The following is a 17,534-nucleotide window of genomic DNA, read 5'->3' as shown; positions in this document are numbered from 1 at the left end:
CGAATACCGACAGTCATTGCGTCCGATCTACGGATCATCGGCTGGCGGAACTCCACGGACCGGAACGGTGGTTGACGGGCCGGTAGCGTGGGCAACGACGGGTGAGTCCTGCGGCGGGGGAGAGCGATGAGCCTTTACGACGGTGTCGACCTACGACTGAACGTGCCGCACTCGGCCCGGATGTACGACTACTTCCTGGGCGGCATCACCAACTTCGCCGCCGACCGCGAGGCGGCTGGCCAGGCGCTCGCCGCGCTCCCCTGGGTGCGCGCGACCGCGCGCGCCAACCGTGCCTTCATGCACCGCTCGACGCGCGCCCTCGCCGAGGCCGGCCTGGACCAGTTCCTCGACATCGGCACCGGCATCCCCACCTCGCCCAACCTGCACGAGATCGCCCAACGGGTGAACCCGCGGGCCCGGGTGGTCTACGTCGACAACGACCCGATCGTGCTCTCGCACGCCCAGGCCCTGCTCACCGGGGCCCGTGAGGGCCGCACCGCGTACGTCGAGGCCGAGCTGACCGAACCGGCGGCGCTGCTCGCCGCGCCCGGCCTGCGGGACACCATCGACCTCGCCCGCCCGGTCGCCCTCTCCCTGAACGCCGTCCTGCACTTCGTCCCCGACGGCCCCGACGGCCCCGACGCGCCCGACGGCCCCGAGGCGCAGGCCGACCCCGACGGCGCTGCGGGGCAGCGCGCCCACGCGATCGTCGAACACCTGAAGGCCGCCCTCGCGCCCGGCAGTGCCCTGGTGCTTTCCCACGTCACCGCCGACTTCGCGCCCGAGGAGATCGCCCGGCTGGCCGGCATCTACCGCGCCGCGGGCGCCCCCGGCCAGGCCCGCGCGCACCATGAGATCGCCCGGTTCTTCGACGGCTGGACGCTCCTCGCCCCCGGGCTCGTCCCCACCCCGCGCTGGCGCCCGGCCGGCCCCGAGGACACCGCCGTGTCCGACACCGAGGCCTCCCTCTACGCGGCCGTGGCCATCAAGCCGTGACACCGGCGCGCCGGCCCGCGCCGGTGCGGCGCCCGCCGTGCCCGCACCCCGTGCGGGTGCGCCCGCACGGGACCAGACTGGTCGTGGAGCCCGCCCCGAGGAGCGAGGAGAGTCATGCTGCTCGGACTCACCACTGCCCTGGTCGCGACCGTCTGCTTCGGCTTCGGCTCGGTCTTCCAGGCGCGCGGCGCGCGGTCGGCGCCGCGGTCGGACCGGGTGCGGGTCGGGCTGCTCGCCGCCCTGGCGCGCTCCTGGCAGTTCCTGCTCGGGACGGCGCTGGACATCGGCGGCTTCGTGCTGAGCGTCGTCGCGCTGCGCAGCCTGCCGCTCTTCCTGGTCCAGGCGGTCACCAACGCGGGTCTGGCGGTGACGGCGCTCGCCGCGGTCTGGCTGCTCGGCGCCCGGCTGCGGCGCGGCGACGTGGCCGCGATCGTGGCCGTGGTCGCCGGGCTCACCCTGCTGGCCCTCGGCTCCGGGCGGGAGGGCCGTGAGTACGCCGAGCCGGCGTTCCACTGGGCGCTGCTCGGGACCACCGTCCTGATGCTGCTGCTCACCCTGGTGCTGGCCCGCCGGGGCGGCGGCGCCGCGGCGGCCGGTCTCGGCCTGCTCGCCGGGGTCGGCTTCGGCGTGACCAGCCTGGCCGTCCGGGTGCTGGACGTCGGCGGGGTGGCCGACGTGCTGACCGACCCGGCGGCGTACGGGCTCGCCCTGGGCGGCCTCGGCGGCTACCTGGCGTACGCGCTCGCGCTGCAGCGGGGCACCGTGACGGCGGCGACGGCGGCCGGGACGGTGACCGAGACCTTCGGTCCGGCCCTGGTCGGCGTGGTCGCGCTGGGCGACGCGGCGCGGCCGGGCTACGCCTGGTGCGCGCTGGTCGGCTTCGCGGTGGCGGTCGGCGGCACCTTCGTGCTCTCCCGCTTCGGCGAGGTGGAGGCCGAGGTGCGGCCGGTCGCGGCGGCGGCCGACGGCCGGAGCGAGGCGGCCGCGATCCCACCCCGGTAGCCCGGACGGCGCCCCCGTGCGAAGGTGACTTGCCGGACAAAACGGACGGCCAGGTGTGGGAAGGACGGGAGCAGCCATGGTGGACGAAGGCCGTCACCGGCCCCGGCGGCCGGACCGGCCCGGGGCCCCTGCCGCCGGGCCGCCGGTGGCGCTGGTCACCGGAGCCTCCTCCGGCATCGGCGCGGCGACCGCCGTCCGACTCGCGCCGTCCGGCTGGCAGCTGCTGCTCGCCGGCACCGACCGCACCCGGCTGGACGCGGTCGCCGCCCGCACCGGCGGCCGGGCCCTGCCCCAGGACCTCTCCAAGCCGGACGGCCCGCAGCGCCTCGCCGAGGCGGCCCTGGCCGCCGCCGGGCAGGTCGACGTCCTGATCGCCAGTGCCGGCCTCGGCTGGCGCGGCCCCTTCGCGCAGACCCCCACCGACACCCTGGACCGGATGATCGAGGTCAATCTGGCCGCCCCGCTGCGGCTGGTCCGCCTGCTGCTCCCCGGCATGCTGGAGCGCCGGCGCGGGCGGATCGTGCTCCTCGGCTCGATGGCCGGGCAGGTCGGCGTCCGCGACGAGGCCGCCTACTCGGCCACCAAGGCCGGGCTGGCGATGTTCGCCGAGAGCCTCTGGTACGAGCTGCGCGGTACCGGCGTCGGCGTCCGGATCGTCCTGCCGGGCGCGGTGGACACCCCCTTCTTCGCCCAGCGCGGCACCCCCTACCAGCGTGAACGACCTCGGCCGGTGACCGCCGAGCGGGTCGCCGAAGCCGTCGTCGGGGCGATCAGCACGTCCTGCGACCGGCCCTTTGTCCCGCGCTGGCTCGGCCTCGCCGCACGCGTCCACGGCGTCGCACCGGGGGTGTTCCGGCGCATGGCGTCCCGGTTCGGCTGACCCGGGGCGGGCACCGATGGACCGGACGCGCACCGCCCGCCGGGCGGCCCTCACCGCGGCGGGCGCCGAGCTGCTCCACCTCGCCCCGGCCGCCGTCCGCCTGCCGCCCGTGCGCCGCACCCTCGCCCGGCGTACGGCCGGGTACGGCGACGCGCCCCGGCACGTCGCGCTGACCTTCGACGACGGCCCGGACCGGCGCAGCACCCCGTACGTCCTGGACGCGCTGGACGGCCTCGGTGTCCGGGCCACCTTCTTCCTGCTCGGCACGATGCTGGAGCGGGCCCCGGAGCTCGGCCGCGAGCTGGTGGCCCGTGGTCACGAGGTGGCCGTGCACGGCTGGTACCACCGCCCGCAGTGGTACCCGGCCCCCGCCCGCGACCTGCGCGAACTGCGCCGCGCCACGGCGGCGGTCACCGAACTCTGCGCGGTCCCCCCGTCCTGGTACCGCCCGCCGTACGGCGTCCTGGCGGCCGGCCCGGCGCTGGCCGCCCGCCGCCTCGGCCTGCGCACCGTGCTCTGGACGGCCTGGGGCCGGGACTGGACCGACGACGCCACCGGCGCCTCCGTGTACGCCACCGCCCGCCCCGGCCTGTCCGGCGGCGCCACCCTCCTGCTGCACGACTCGGACTGCACCTCCGCCCCCGACTCGTGGCGCGCCACCCTCGCCGCCCTCCCCCTGATCGCCGCCCACTGCCGCACCCACGGCCTCACCCTCGGCCCACTCCGCGACCACGCCGTCCCGCCCCGCACGGGTCGGACCGGCTAGGGAGTGTTGGCAGAGTCCCGCGCCGGATCAGCGGGACTCTGTAAACCCCCCTAGGCCAGCCCGACCTGGGCCAGGGCGGCCGCGAAGCCGGTCCGCCAGCCCTCCGGGGAGGCCCCGGCCGAGGGGGGTGGGGCCGGGCGGTCCAGGGCGGCGAGGGCGGTGCGGACCACGTCGGCCGGCCGGGCGGAGGTGACGTCGGCGTGGCCCAGCTCCAGCTCGTGCTGGAGATTGTCCCGGCCGTGGCCCTGGACGACGTCCAGCAGGAGCAGGCGGCGGCCGAGTGCCCGGGCCTCGCTGCAGGTGTCCCCGGAGCTGGTCACCACCAGGTCGGCGGCGGTCATCAGGGCGGGGATCCGCTCGGTGTAGCCGAACGGGTGCAGGCGCGGACGGTGGCCGGCGGCGTGGCGCAGCCGGCGCTCCAGCTCGCGGTTGCGCCCGGCCACGGCGAGCACGTGCGGTCCGGCGTCCGCCAGGTCGGTGGCGGTGCGGGCGAGCGGCCCGAGCCCCCAGGAGCCGGACATCAGCAGCACGCACCTGGCGTCGGGCGGCACCCCGAACTCGGCCCTGGCCGCCGCGCGGGTGGGCGGGTGGTAGAACGGCGCCCGCAGCGGCGCCGGCAGCACGGCGATCGCGGCCTCCGGCCGGTAGCGCCGCACCGCGCAGGCCGCGACCTCGGAGGTGACCAGGAAGAGGTCGGTGCCCTCCTGCACCCAGAGCCGGTGGGGTGTCACGTCGGTGCAGAGCACCAGGTGCCGGAAGGCCGGCCCGCCGGCCCGCCGGGGCAGCCGGTTCACCGCCGCGGTGGCGGTGGCGAACACCGACACCACCAGCTCCGGCCGCTGCCGCGCGACCAGCTCCCGCAGGGCCGGGACGAGCCTGGTCCGCGCGGCGGCGTCGGCGAGCAGGGCCGGCCGGGCGCCGGGGCGCAGCGCGGCGAAGTGGAAGGCGTCGTAGACGCCGGGCAGGTCGAGCAGCCGGCGGAAGACCGCCTCGCCGACCGCGCCCGCGCGCTGTCCGAGCAGCGCCATGGCGTCCACCGTGGCGGTGGTCCAGCCGCGCGCCCGCAGCGAGTCGGCGCAGGCCTGGGCCATCACGTCGTGGCCCTGCCCGAGCGAGCCGGAGACCAGCAGGGCGTGCGGCACCGGGGGCGCCGCCTCAGGAGCCGCCGGCCGCGCGGCCGGCGCCCGGGCCGCCCTCGTCGCGGTACCAGTCCGCGTAGCGCCGCACGCCGTCCGTGAAGGTGGTCTTCGGCGACCAGCCGAGCAGCCGCTTCGCCTGGGCGGCCGAGATGCGGCGGCCGTCGTAGTCGGCGGCCCGGGCCTCGATGTGCGAGATGGAGACCGGGCCGAGCAGCCGGTCGACGGTGTCGGCGATGTCCCGGACGGAGACGGCGGTGGAGCCCTCCAGGGCGAAGGTCTGGTCCTCGGCGGCGGGGGACAGGGCGCGCACGTGGGCGTCCGCGAGGTCCTCGACGTAGACGAAGTTGCGGCTCTGCCGGCCGTCGCCCGCGATGGTGATCGGCCGGCCGGCCAGCGCGGCCTGCACGAACCGGGCGACCACCAGCTCGTCCCGCATCCGCGGTCCGTACGGGATGCCGTAGCGCAGGATCGTGAAGTGCTGCCCGTACAGCTCCCGGTGGCTGTGCACCAGCATCTCGGCGGCCAGCTTGGTGGCGACGTACAGGTGTCCGCTGCGCTCCAGCTCGATGGGCACGTGCTCGTCCAGCTCCTGCGCACCGCCGTCCAGTTGGTCGTCGGTGAGGGCGGCGCCGTAGACCCAGACGGTGCTCGCCAGCACGGTGCGGCTGAGGCCGCTGCGGCGGGATGCCTCCAGGACGGCCTCGGTGCCGTCGATGTTCATCCGCACGGCCCGGACGGGGTCGGCGGCGACCTGCTCGACGTCGGCCATGGCGGCGAGGTGGAAGACCACCTCGCAGCCGTCCAGGGCGCTGGTGAGGGCGGTCAGGTCGAGGATGTCGATGCGGGCGTGCTCGGCGTCGGCGTTGAGGTACTTGTCGGTGGTGTCCACCGCGAGCACCTCGTGGCCGGCTGTGATCAGCCGGTCCACGACGTGTGAGCCGATGAATCCGCATCCCCCGGTGACGGCTACGCGCACGGTCTCTCTCCTTGTCCGGCCTTCGCCCGGACCGTCCGGTCCGGGGGCGTCCCGGTGGTTCCGGTCGTTCGGGGCTTCCTGGTGGTTCCGGTCATCGGGACCGGCCGACCCGTCCGGCGGCCCCGGCGGTCTGTGGTTCCGCCGGCCCCGGCGGCCCCGGTGCTCCCGGCCGCCCCGGTCATCCGGCGAGCCGCCGGTGGACGGCGGTGACCGCCTCGATCACCTGGTCGGTCTCGTCCTCGGTCATGTCGGAGTGCACCGGCAGGCAGATCTGCCGGGCGCAGAGGTCCTCGGCGACCGGCAGCGGCCCGCGCCGGTAGGGGGCCAGCACCGGCTGGAGGTGCAGCGGCAGGTCGTACACCTCGCCGGAGAGCCGCACCCCGTGCTCCTCGGCCACCGCCCGCTTGAACGCGGCGCGGTCGACGCCGGCCGGCAGCAGGGCGACGTACTTGTAGTAGTTGCTGCGGCAGCCGACCGGCTCGACCGTCGGCCGCAGTCCATCGAGCCCGGCGAGCGCCGCGTCGTACCGCTGGGCCACCCGGCGCCGGGTCTCCACGAACTCCTTGAGCCGGCGCAGGTGCACCGCGCCGACGACGGCGTTGAGCTCGCTCAGCCGCCAGGAGGCGCCGAACCGGACGTGGTGGTTGGTGGTGAACGAGCCCTTGCCCTGGTCCCGGTGGATCCGTGCCTCGTCGCGCAGGTCGGACGACTCGGTGAGGATCATGCCGCCCTCGCCGCTGGTGGTGACCTTGGTCGGGTAGAACGAGAAGGCGCCGGCCAGGCCGAACGACCCGGCCGCGCGCCCGGCGTAGCTGCTGCCGTGCGCGTGGGCGGCGTCCTCGACCAGCGGGATGCCCCGGCGGTCGCAGATCGCGCGCAGCTCGTCGACCTCGGGGGTGATCAGGCCGCCGATGTGCACCAGCACCACGGCGGCGGTGTCCGGGGTGAGGGCCGCCTCCAGCGTCTCGGGGGAGAGCGCGAAGGTCGCCGGGTCGACGTCGGCGAGGACGGGGCGTCCGCCGGCGTGGACGACGGCGGCGGCGGTCGCGTAGAAGGTGACCGCCGGGACGACCACGTCGCGGTCACGGACGTCGACGGTGCGCAGGACGATCTCCAGCGCGGCCGTCCCGCTGGCGACGGCCACGGCGTGCGAGGCGCCGTGCTCGGCCGCGAAGGCCTGCTCGAAGCGCTCCGTCCAGGGGCCGAGGGTCAGCGCACCGGTGGCGAGGATCTCCGCCACCGCGTCCGCGACGGCCGCGCGGTCGCTCTCGTCGAACACGATGCGAGCGGCTGGAACGCCCATGAGGCCACCTCCGGCAGCAGGATGATCAGATCATCGAGCGGGTTCGTTTCCGGCCGGACCGGACAAATCGGTCGGGCCAGGCACATCACGCTACTTCGCCTGCCCGTTCCCGGCCCGTCGTCACCGACCGCCCGGGTGACTGCCCCGGTGACCGGGCGGTCACCGGACCGCCGGGGCCCGCCGGACGCCGCCGTCCGCCCCGGACCACCCCGGTGGAGGCCGGGCCGGGGAGCCGGAAGGCCCGGCGGCTGCTCCCCGCGGTGCAGCTGACGTACTCCGTCCGGGTGCCGCGCTACTGCGCAGGGACTACGTGAACGGCCTGCGCAGCGATGACGACGCGGCGGCCCCCCGCGATCGAGGATGGCCATGCTCCGGGCGCCCCGGGCCGTGCCGCGGCCCCGGGCCCGCCGCCGCACCCCGTGAACGTCATCCGAAGGAGTCTGCTCTCCCGTGGCCACATTCCTGTACCGCCTGGGCCGATGGGCCTTCCTCAGGCGCCGCCTGACGACCCTGCTCTGGGTCGCCCTGCTGGCGACCGCCGGAGTCCTGGCCGCCAAGGCACCGGCGGCACCCGACGACGGCTTCGCGATGCCGGGCACGGAAGCACAGCAGGCCTTCGACCTGATGGACGCGCGCTTCCCCGGCAGCACCGCCGAGGGCGCGTCGGCCCGCCTGGTCTTCGTCGCCCCGTCCGGGCAGAAGATCACCGCGGCCACCCACCAGCAGGCCGTGGAGCGGACGGTCGCCGAGCTCGCCCACGGCGAGCAGGTCACCGGCGCCGTCAGTCCGTTCCAGGCGGGCACCGTCTCCAAGGACGGCTCGACCGCCTACGCGACGATCGGCTACGACGCCAAGCCCGGCTCCCTGAGCACGGCCGCCACGGACGCCCTCCAACAGGCGGCGCAGCACGGGCGGGACGCCGGCCTCACGGTCGAGATCGGCGGCTCCGCGCTCATGGGCGGCGGGGAGGCGGGCGGCACGTCGGAGGCCATCGGCATGGCGATCTCCGCCGTCGTGCTGGTGATCACCTTCGGATCGCTGGCCGCCGCCGGGCTGCCGCTGCTGACCGCCCTGGTCGGCGTCGGCCTCGGCATCGCGGCGATCACCGCCCTCGGCAGTACCCTCGGCCTCTCCACCACGACCAGCACGCTCGCGATGATGCTCGGCCTCGCCGTCGGGATCGACTACGCCGTCTTCATCGTCTCCCGCTACCGCGCCGAACTCCTGGAGGGGTACGAGCCGAAGGAGGCCGCCGGCCGGGCGGTCGGCACGGCCGGCTCCGCCGTGGTCTTCGCCGGGCTGACGGTCGTCATCGCGCTGGCCGGGCTCTCCGTGGTGGGCATCCCGATCCTCGCCAAGATGGGCATGGCGGCCGCCGGTACGGTCGTGATCGCGGTCGTGATCGCCCTGACACTGGTCCCGGCCCTGCTCGGCTTCCTCGGCGACCGGGTGCTCCCGCGCCGGGCCCGGCGCGCCGCCCGCCGGGGCCGTGTCGGCCGGCTGCGTGCCGTCGCCGACGGCACGACCGCCGGGAGCCCGGCGGCCCCGGCGGCCGCCGAGGCGGAGCGGCAGCCGGCCAACGGCGGCACCCGCTGGGCCCGCCTGGTGCTGCGCCGCCCGGTGGCGGTGCTGCTGACCGGTGTCGTGGGCCTCGGCGTCCTCGCCCTGCCCGCCCTCGATCTGCGGCTCGGGCTGCCGGGCGCGGAGTCCCAGCCGACCTCCAGCACCCAGCGACGCGCCTACGACCACCTCTCCGAGGGCTTCGGGCCGGGGTTCAACGGCCCGCTGACCCTCCTGGTGGACGCCAAGGGCGCGGCTGACCCGAAGGCCGCCGCCGACCGCGTCGGCAAGGAGGTGGCGGGCCTGCCGGGCGTGGTGTCGGTGTCGCCGCCGGTGTTCAACGCGGCGGGTGACACGGCGCTGATCAACGCGGTGCCGTCCACCGGGCCGAGCGCCGCCGAGACGCAGCAGCTCGTCCACGACATCCGGGCCGGCGCCGCCGGCCTGAAGTCCGCCACCGGCGCCACCGTCCTGGTGAGCGGTGCCACCGCGATGAACATCGACGTCTCGCAGAAGCTCAGCGACGCGCTGGTGCCCTACCTCGCCGTGGTGGTCGGGCTCGCGGTCCTCCTGCTCCTGGTGGTCTTCCGCTCCGTCCTCGTCCCGCTCAAGGCGGCGCTCGGCTTCCTGCTCTCGGTGGCCGCCGCCCTCGGAGCCGTGGTCGCGGTCTTCCAGTGGGGCTGGCTCGCCGAGCTGATCGGCGTGGAGCAGACCGGCCCGGTGATGAGCGTCATGCCGATCTTCATGATCGGGGTCGTCTTCGGCCTGGCCATGGACTACGAGGTCTTCCTGGTCACCCGGATACGCGAGGCCTACGTCCACGGGGAGGAGCCGGGCCAGGCCGTCGTCACCGGCTTCCGGCACAACGCCCGGGTGGTCACGGCCGCCGCGTTCATCATGATCAGCGTCTTCGCGGGCTTCATCGGCATGGCCGAGCCGATGGTCAAGATGATGGGGCTCGGTCTCGCCGCAGCCGTCGCCTTCGACGCCTTCGTGGTCCGGATGGCCATCATCCCGGCCGCCCTGGCCCTGCTCGGCCGCCGGGCGTGGTGGCTGCCCCGCCGGCTGGACCGGATCCTGCCCGACATCGACGTCGAGGGGGCCCGGCTGCAGACCCGGGAGCCGGAGCCGGAGCCGGCCAGGCACTTCGTGGGCGTCTGATTCGTTCCTCCCGGTCGGGGCCGCCGCCGTCCGCGCCGGCGGCCCCGACCCCGCCCGCCCCGCCACCCGGCGGAGGCGGGCGACCGCAGTCGGCAGGAGCCCGCCCGGGGGCACCGCCACCGCCTCCCGGACCCCAGAGAGCACGAGATGACCGACACCTGGCTGCGGCGCCACGCCCGCCATCACCCCCGACTGCTGGACACGGTGGCCGCGCTCACCCTGTTCCTGCTCACCGTCGCCGGCACCATGATCGACAGGACGGGCCACTACGGCCGCCCCGCCCCCGTGCCGCTGGCCCTGGCAGCCGTCTCCAGCGCCGTACTCCTCCTCCACCGCCGCTACCCGCGCACGGTGGTGGCGGCGACCCTCGGCCTCGGGGTCGTGATCGAGCTGATCGCGGCCAAACCGACACCCACCCTGATCCTGCCGCTGATCGTCGCGCTCTACTTCCTGGCCGTGCGCACCGACCGGCTCACCGCCCGGGTCGCCACCGCCGTCTCGGCGGTCGCGCTCACCGTCACCGCCCTGGTCGTCGACTCCGAGGCGCCGCTGGCCGAGAAGATCGGCGTCGCTACCTGGGTCGTCCTGCCCGGCGCCGTCGGCGACTCGATCCGCAACCGGCGGGCCCACCTGGCCGCGATCGAGGAGCGCGCCGAACGCGCCGAGCGCACCCGCGAGGAGGAGGCCCGCCGCCGGGTCGCGGACGAGCGGATCCGGATCGCCCGCGACCTGCACGACGTCGTCGCGCACCACATCGCCCTGGCCAACGCCCAGGCCGGCATCGCCGTGCACCTGATGGACACCCACCCCGCCGAGGCCCGCGAGATGCTCAGCCACCTCACCGACGCCACCGGCTCCGCACTGCAGGAGCTCAGGGCCACGGTCGGGCTGCTGCGCCGCGCCGACGACCCCGAGGCCCCGCTGGAGCCGGCGCCCGGGCTCGGGCAGCTGCCCGACCTGATCAACTCCTTCGAACGCGCCGGACTGCCCGTCCGGCTGGCCGTCGAGGGCGAGCCGCGCCCGCTCTCCCCGGGGGTGGACCTGACCGCCTACCGGATCGTCCAGGAATCCCTGACCAACGTGGCCAAGCACGCCCGGGGAGCCGGCGCCGACATCACGCTCGCCTACTCCGGCAGCCGGGTCGCGCTCACCGTCGCGAACGCCACGCCGACCGGGAACGGGCCCGCGCCGGGCCGGCCCCGCCTCGCCCCGGCGGCGCCCGGCGCCGCCGGCTACGGGCTCATCGGCATGCGCGAGCGCGCCGGCGCCGTCGGCGGCCGGCTCCGGGCCGACCGCCGCCCGGACGGCGGCTTCCTGGTCTCCGCCGAACTCCCCCTGCGCACCGCCGCCCGAGACGACAAGGACCACGCATGACCATTCGCGTACTGCTCGCCGACGACCAGGCGCTGCTGCGCGGCGCCTTCCGGGTGCTCATCGACGCGGCCGAGGACATGGAGGTGGTGGGGGAGGCCGCCGACGGCCGCGAGGCCGTGGCGCTCGCCCGGGCCACCCGGCCCGACGTCGTCCTGATGGACATCCGGATGCCCGGCGTCGACGGCCTCTCCGCGACGGCCGCGATCTGCGCCGACGAGGAGCTCACCGGCACCCGGGTGCTCATCCTCACCACCTTCGAGATCGACGAGTACGTGGCCCAGGCGCTGCGGGCGGGCGCCGGCGGCTTCCTGGGCAAGGGCGCCGACCCGAAGGAACTGCTCGCCGCGCTGCGCACGGTGGCCGCCGGGGAGGCCCTGCTCTCGCCCGCGGCCACCCGCGCGGTGATCGACCAGTTCCTGGCCCAGCCCGATCCCGGCGGGGCCGGCGAGGGGGCGTCGGAGCGGCTGGCGGTGCTCACCGCTCGCGAGCGCGAGGTGATGTCGATGGCCGCCACCGGTCTGACCAACGAGGAGATCGCCGAGCGGATGTACGTCAGCCCGTTCACCGTCCGGACGCATGTGCACCGCGCGATGTCCAAGCTCGACGCCCGCGACCGGGCCCAACTGGTCGCCATCGCCTACCAGTCCGGCCTGGTCCCGGCCGCCCGCGCGGCACGCCCGCCGCGCTGAGCCCGGTCGCCCCGCGGTACCGGCTCCGTGGAGCCCGTCGCGCCCGCCAGCCCGGGCGCGACGGGCCCGGGCCGTGCTGCCCGGCCGCCGGGCTGACGGGGCACCACGGCGGCTGCGGCCGCCGGGCGTTGGTCCCGCGACCGGCCCCGCGCTGTCCGGACCCCGGCAGCCGCGCTGTTCGGGCGGCACCGTTACCATGCGCACGATGGCCCGCCAGTGGGGCGGCCGGAGCTGCTTCCCCGGGTGAGCGGGGAGCGGGAGGGGCGAGGATGTCAGGCATGGGGTGGATGTCAGGGAACCGGCAGGAGCGGCGCTGGCCGGGGGTGGACCTGCGGATGGACGTCCCGCACTCGGCCCGGGTGTACGACTACCTCATCGGCGGCAAGACCAACTTCGAGGCGGACCGGACCGCCGCCCACGCCTCGGTCAAGGCCTGGCCGGCCCTGCCGACCTCGATGCGCACCACCCGCACCTTCATGCAGCGGGTGGTCCGCCACCTCGCCGAGGAGCACAAGGTCCGCCAGTTCCTGGACATCGGCACCGGGATCCCGACCTCGCCCAACGTGCACGAGATCGCCCAGGGCATCGCCCCCGAGGCCCGCGTCGCCTACGTCGACAACGACCCGATCGTGCTGACCCACGCCCGCGCGCTGATGTCGAGCACCGAGGAGGGCCGGACCTCCTACATCGACGCCGACTTCCGCGACGTCGACTCGATCATCGGGGCCCCGCAGCTGCGCGAGGTCCTGGACCTGACGCAGCCGGTGGCGCTCTCGCTGATCGCGATCGTGCACTTCGTCCTCGACCAGGACGACCCGCAGGGCATCGTGCGGCGGTTCATGGACGAGCTGGCCCCGGGGAGCTTCCTGGCGCTGACCGTCTTCACCGGGGACACCGACCCGGTGGGTGTGGGCGGTGTCGGCCGCGAGTACAACGCGCGTGGGATTCCCCTGCAGATCCGCGACAAGGACGAGACGCTCGCCTTCTTCGACGGCTACGACCTGCTCGACCCGGGCGTGACCCTGGTCCACCAGTGGCGGCCGGACGCGGACGCGGCGCCGGTGCGCGACCAGGACATCGCGATGTACGGCGGCGTGGCCGTCAAGCGCGGCTGAACCGCCCGCCGCCACCGGGGCGGCCCCGCCGGTGCCCGCCGCACCCGTGCCCGCCGTTCCCGTGCCCGCGGCGCGGGCGGGCGCGGGAACCGTCAGCCGCCCCCTGCGGTCCGGTGCCGGGAGGTGCCGGACCGGGCGGCCGGGCCCGGGGGAGCCCGGACGCCGACATCTGCTTCTCCTCGTAGGAGAGGAATCCCGGCGAGCGGTAGGAGGCGTGGTTGCGCTGTCGTTCCAGCGTCGACGCCTGGCCGGTGGAGAACCGGGCGAGCTCCACGCCCCGGCGGTGGTGCGTCGTGTGGACGAGCCCGTCCTGGACCTAGCGGACGCGTTCGCCGTCGAAGACGGTCCCGGCCGGCCCGAGCACCGCGACCGGAGCGTCGCGCGCGGTGATGACCAGGTGAGAGTGGGTCGGACCGCGTCGTAGGGCTCGAACAGCTCCTCGCAGTCGAACTCGACCTCGCGCGCGACGATCGCACGTCCCCCGATCCGTGAAGCGGGGCCCTCCCGCCGTCCCGGGCGCATCTTTCGATGATCTTGTCCGCAGTGCAAGGCGCCCGATACGTCCCCGAGGGGGCAGGGCGGACGACGGTGCCCGGGACTCCGGCGCGACGGCTGCCCGGCGGGGCGCGGTGGCACACTTCGGACAGGCCCCGGGGGTGACACCCCACGGGGATGCCGAGCCGGCTCGTACGGACGTCCCGTGGCGGGCACGAACAGCACCGAGCGGAGGGCCGCTGTGGACCGGATCCATCCCGCCGGACCGCACCCCGCCGGCTCCACCACGCCCCATCCCGGCCATCCCGGCCATCCCGGCCAGGTCTGTCGGGACGGCAGCTGGGTGGTCGGGATCGATGTCGGCGGCACCGGAGTCCGGCTCGCCCTGGCTCCCGGCGGGTGGCCCGCCGACCTCTCCGGCGCCCGGACCGACCGGATCGCGGCCCCGGCCCGGATCACCGCAGGAGGGCACGACGCGCGGGCGTTGCTGAGCCATGTACTCCCCGCCCTGGGCACGCTGATCGCCGGCCTGCCGCCCGGCGCGCGGATCGGGGCGGTGGCCGTCGGGGCCACGGGCATGGCCCTGCTCGGCCGGGACCTCGCCCGCGAACTCCCCGCCCCGCTCGCCCGCGCGACGGGTGCGGACCGGTTGGTGCTGGCCGGCGACGCCGTCACCGCCCACGTGGGCGCCCTCGGACGTCGACCGGGTGTGGCCGTGGCCGCCGGGACCGGTCTGGTCGCGATCGGCGTCCACTCGGACACGGGCTGGCACCGGGCCGACGGCTGGGGCCAACTGCTCGGCGACTGCGGCAGCGGCGGCTGGATCGGCCGGGCCGGCCTGGAGTCGGCGCTGCGCGCCCACGACGGCCGGACGGGCGGCTCGGCCGTACTGCTGGCGTCGGCCGAGCGCCGCTACGGCCCGGTGGCCGGCCTGCCCGCCGCCCTGCAGCCGCGCCCCGACCGGGCCGCCCTGCTGGCCGCCTTCGCCCCCGACGTGGTCGACGCGGCCGACGGCGGCTGCCCGGTCGCGGGCGCGATCGTGCGGCGGGCGGGGGAGGAGATCGCGGACGCGGCCGCCGCAGCCGTCCGGGCCGTCGGGCTGCCGGACCCGCGGGTCGCCCTGACCGGGGGCCTGTTCGCCCTGGACCGCCTGCGTGGGGCGGCGCTGGCGGCGCTGACCGACCGGCTCCCGACGGCGCGCCCGCACCGCCCCGACGGCCCGCCACTGCTCGGTGCGCTGCGCCTGGCGGCGAGCGCCTCCGGCACCGCGCTGCCCTGGCCGGTCGATCCACCGCTGCTCGACGTCCGCACCCTGACGGACGGCCGGGGAGGACTCTGAGGCCCGGACCGGTCGGACGGACCGCGCCGACCGAACGCCCGGGCCTGGCAACCGGGAGATCAACGGTGTACGGCCCACCTGCCGAGGGCCGTCGCACGGCTCCGTGCCGCGGGCAGCGGCGGCTGCCCGATCGGGCAGCGTGCCCCCGTGCCCCGGAGCCGATCCAAGGAGGCGGTTGACACCGGAAGTTGGTCTAGTCCACCGTAGGGGAATGCCAGTCGGCGGCGCGGGGGCGCCTTGGCAGGAGTCCCCGTCGTGGGCATCAACTACCCAGCTGAAACGGTGAGTTGTGGCGGTGCCGGTGTGTGGTCCACCGGTGGCCGGTCACGCCTTCGCCGTGCCCCGGCCCGTTCGGTCCTTCGGGCCCGTTCAGCCTGTCCGGCCGGTTCGCGTGGTCTCGGTGGTGGCGCCGGTGGTGGTGCCGGAGCCGCGCCCGCTGCCGACGCTGGTGGGCGCCGGTCCGGCTGCCGCAAGGAGTACCTGATCGGCGTGGTGGCAAACGGACTCGACCTCTGGAGTGACCGGAACGGATGCCGGACGGCGCTGCGCCGGTCCACGGCGCACCCAGCGCTTCGCCACACGCTCGGCCTCGCCCAAATCGCGGTAACAGCACGACACCTGATGACCGAACGGAGAACTGGCATGCGCAGAATCTGTCTGGCCCTGCCCACCAACCGGGCCTGTGCCGAGACGATTTCGGCGATCGGCAAGGAGGCGGCGTACGCCGCCGAGCACTTCGAGGTCGAGGTGCACCTGGTCGTCCTGGACTCCTCGGACGCGTCGACCTTCGCGGCGCACGCGCGCGCCGTGGCCGAACTGCCCGGGGCGGCGGGCGTGGTCGTGCACCACCTCGACGAGGCCCGGCAGCGGGAGTTCCTGGGGCGGGTGGTCGACGCCGCCGGCGTGGCCGAACCGGCCCGGCTGCTCGATCTGATGCTGCCCGACGCCGTCTCCTACGGTGCCTGCACCAACCGGGCGTTCCTGATCGCCGCCGCCCTCGGCTGCGACTCCGTCCACCGCCGGGACTCGGACAGCGACTACCAGGTCCTGGACGGGAAGCCGGTCTTCCCGATCCACCAGGAGCTGCTGTCGCTCGGGAAGCGGGCGGCCGACGCGGAGGCGGCCGTCACCAAGAGCGAGCTGGAGCCGGCGGACGCCGAGAAGCCGGTGTCACTGGTCGGCAGCTCCTTCATCGGTGAACTCTCCGTCGACGTCAGCGAGATCCGCGAGCTGGACCCGGCCCTCTACTACGACGTGGTCAGCCTCTGGGCGCCGCCCGTCTGGTCCGAGGAGGAGAAGCGGCAGCTGGTCGAGGCGTCGTTCACCGGGGGCGGGACGGACCCGTTCACCGCCGACGAGTCGGTGCTCGGCGCTCCCGACATCTGGCAGGTGGACATGTGCAACATCGGCTTCGATCACGAGGTCTACGAGCGCGTCCCGCTGCCGCCCGCGACCGAGACCATCGGCAGTGACTACTTCCTGCTGCACGTGGTCCTGGACGCCACCCTGCCCGGCGTGGTGCACAACCGGCACATCGTGAACTACTACACCCCGGGGCGCCGGAGCGGCGCCGGATTCACCGCCTACCAGCTGCGGTTCACCAAGTTCCTGCTGTCGATGCTCTACCTCTACCCCGTCTACGGCCGGATGATGGCGGCCGGCGGCGAGCTGCTCGACGAGCAGCACCACGTACGGGTCGACACGATCCTGGAGCTGGTCAGGGACAGCGCCGGGACGGACCGGGCGGAGAACGTCCACCGGCTGGACGTCCTCGACCGCTCGTACCGGCAACTGGGCGGGAAGTACGCGGAGTTCGCCGAGCACCTGACCCCGCTGCGGGAGCGCCTGCTCGACGAGGCCAAGGCGGACGTCGAGGACTTCGCGCGACTGATCGCCGCCTGGGGCCCGATGGTGGCGGCCGCCCGCACCGACGGCCTGACCGGCCCGGGCGGCAGCCCCGCCGGCGGAGCCGCTGCCACCGTCGGAGGGGCCGAGTAGATGACGGACGACATCAGCTTCCGCCTGCTGGCCGACGAGGACTGGGACGCCGTCGTGGCGCTGGAGTCCGACGCCTACGCGGCGGACGACCTCTCCGAGGGCCGGGAGGCGCTGCAGTCCAGGGCGCGTTCCTCACCCGACACCTGCTTCGTGCTGGAGCACGGGGGCAAGGTCGGCGGCTACCTGTTGAGCCTGCCCTACCCGCTCTACCAGTGCCCGGACCTGGGGCAGGTGGAGGAGGCCGACTTCCAGTCGCGCAACCTGCACGTGCACGACTTCGTCATCGCGGAGCCGCTGCGCGGCAAGGACGTGGCGCTCCGGTTCATCCGCCACATCCGCGAGGAGGCGCAGGAGCAGGGCTTCGAGCGGATCTCCATGGTGGCGGTCCGGCGCAGCGACATCCTGCTCGCCCTGCTGGGCTACCGCACCCACCGCGAGGTCGCCGTTCCGGCCTGCTACGGCAAGCGCGCGGTGTACATGTCCATGGAGATCTAGCCGCACCCGCCGACCGGCGGTACGGCGCGGGAGCCAGGAGGCAGGACGCAGGGCACAGGAGGCAACGGACACCGGGCTCGCTCCAGTGGGCGGGCCGCCCGGCTGATGTTCTCCCCATGAGCACAGGTCAGCCGCCCGTTGAGCGGCATGCCTCCTGGACCGAGCTCTTCTTCGACCTGGTGGTCGTCACCTCCGGCAGCCGGGTGCTGCGACTGGCGCAGGAGCGGATGGACCGCCTGATCAGGA

The 17,534-nt window shown here is 75.3% G+C and carries 14 protein-coding genes; 11 read left to right on the top strand and 3 right to left on the bottom strand.

Annotated features, from left to right (window positions below; translation table 11 throughout):
• Nucleotides 1–126 precede the first annotated feature (126 nt).
• The 4 genes from ACZ4UX_RS11825 (at nt 127) to ACZ4UX_RS11810 (ending at nt 3,644) form a co-directional block, all read left to right on the top strand.
• On the top strand, nt 127–996 hold the full coding sequence (locus tag ACZ4UX_RS11825; RefSeq protein ID WP_465706511.1) for an SAM-dependent methyltransferase: 870 nt from the start codon (nt 127–129) through the stop codon (nt 994–996).
• 114 nt (nt 997–1,110) lie between these two features.
• Nucleotides 1,111–1,998, top strand: coding sequence for a hypothetical protein (locus tag ACZ4UX_RS11820; protein WP_465706510.1), 888 nt, complete (start codon nt 1,111–1,113; stop codon nt 1,996–1,998).
• A 76-nt stretch (nt 1,999–2,074) separates the two neighbouring features.
• Nucleotides 2,075–2,878 carry an SDR family NAD(P)-dependent oxidoreductase gene (locus ACZ4UX_RS11815; protein ID WP_465706509.1) on the top strand — a complete coding sequence of 268 codons (804 nt, stop codon included), beginning with the start codon at nt 2,075–2,077 and terminating at the stop codon, nt 2,876–2,878.
• A 16-nt stretch (nt 2,879–2,894) separates the two neighbouring features.
• The gene (locus ACZ4UX_RS11810; RefSeq protein ID WP_465706508.1) at nt 2,895–3,644 is read left to right on the top strand and encodes a polysaccharide deacetylase family protein; all 750 of its coding nucleotides are present in this window, start codon (nt 2,895–2,897) and stop codon (nt 3,642–3,644) included.
• Nucleotides 3,645–3,694: 50 nt separating this feature from the next.
• On the opposite strand, the gene ACZ4UX_RS11805 is transcribed toward ACZ4UX_RS11810, so the two are convergent.
• The 3 genes from ACZ4UX_RS11805 to ACZ4UX_RS11795 form a co-directional block, all read right to left on the bottom strand.
• Nucleotides 3,695–4,786, bottom strand: coding sequence for an MGDG synthase family glycosyltransferase (locus ACZ4UX_RS11805; protein WP_465706507.1), 1,092 nt, complete (start codon nt 4,784–4,786; stop codon nt 3,695–3,697).
• Between the two features lie 13 nt (nt 4,787–4,799).
• On the bottom strand, nt 4,800–5,759 hold the full coding sequence (locus ACZ4UX_RS11800; RefSeq protein WP_359807124.1) for an NAD-dependent epimerase/dehydratase family protein: 960 nt from the start codon (nt 5,757–5,759) through the stop codon (nt 4,800–4,802).
• A gap of 178 nt (nt 5,760–5,937) precedes the next feature.
• Complete coding sequence (locus ACZ4UX_RS11795) at nt 5,938–7,062, bottom strand: DegT/DnrJ/EryC1/StrS family aminotransferase (RefSeq protein WP_359834660.1); 1,125 nt, start codon at nt 7,060–7,062, stop codon at nt 5,938–5,940.
• A 450-nt stretch (nt 7,063–7,512) separates the two neighbouring features.
• On the opposite strand from ACZ4UX_RS11795, the gene ACZ4UX_RS11790 reads away from it, so the two are divergent.
• From ACZ4UX_RS11790 to ACZ4UX_RS11760, 7 genes are all read left to right on the top strand, one after another.
• On the top strand, nt 7,513–9,783 hold the full coding sequence (locus ACZ4UX_RS11790; RefSeq protein ID WP_465706506.1) for an MMPL family transporter: 2,271 nt from the start codon (nt 7,513–7,515) through the stop codon (nt 9,781–9,783).
• 147 nt (nt 9,784–9,930) lie between these two features.
• A complete protein-coding gene (locus ACZ4UX_RS11785) occupies nt 9,931–11,157 on the top strand; it encodes a sensor histidine kinase (protein WP_465706505.1) in 1,227 nt (408 codons plus the stop codon).
• Entirely contained in the window at nt 11,154–11,846 is a 693-nt protein-coding gene (locus ACZ4UX_RS11780; protein WP_465706504.1) for a response regulator transcription factor, read from the top strand. The genes ACZ4UX_RS11785 and ACZ4UX_RS11780 overlap by 4 nt, the downstream gene beginning before the upstream one ends.
• A gap of 269 nt (nt 11,847–12,115) precedes the next feature.
• The gene (locus tag ACZ4UX_RS11775) at nt 12,116–12,961 is read left to right on the top strand and encodes an SAM-dependent methyltransferase (protein WP_465605424.1); all 846 of its coding nucleotides are present in this window, start codon (nt 12,116–12,118) and stop codon (nt 12,959–12,961) included.
• Nucleotides 12,962–13,697: 736 nt separating this feature from the next.
• Nucleotides 13,698–14,795: an N-acetylglucosamine kinase gene (locus ACZ4UX_RS11770; protein ID WP_465706503.1), complete on the top strand. Its 1,098-nt coding sequence runs from the start codon at nt 13,698–13,700 to the stop codon at nt 14,793–14,795.
• Nucleotides 14,796–15,437: 642 nt separating this feature from the next.
• On the top strand, nt 15,438–16,793 hold the full coding sequence (locus ACZ4UX_RS11765; protein WP_465706502.1) for a DUF6271 family protein: 1,356 nt from the start codon (nt 15,438–15,440) through the stop codon (nt 16,791–16,793).
• A complete protein-coding gene (locus ACZ4UX_RS11760) occupies nt 16,794–17,288 on the top strand; it encodes a GNAT family N-acetyltransferase (protein ID WP_329491326.1) in 495 nt (164 codons plus the stop codon). It begins immediately after the preceding gene.
• Nucleotides 17,289–17,534 lie beyond the last annotated feature (246 nt).

The organism is Kitasatospora sp. NPDC028961 (genome assembly GCF_055564815.1).
The sequence above is the reverse complement of the archived record's forward strand: the minus strand, read 5'-3'. Positions and strand labels throughout refer to the sequence as shown.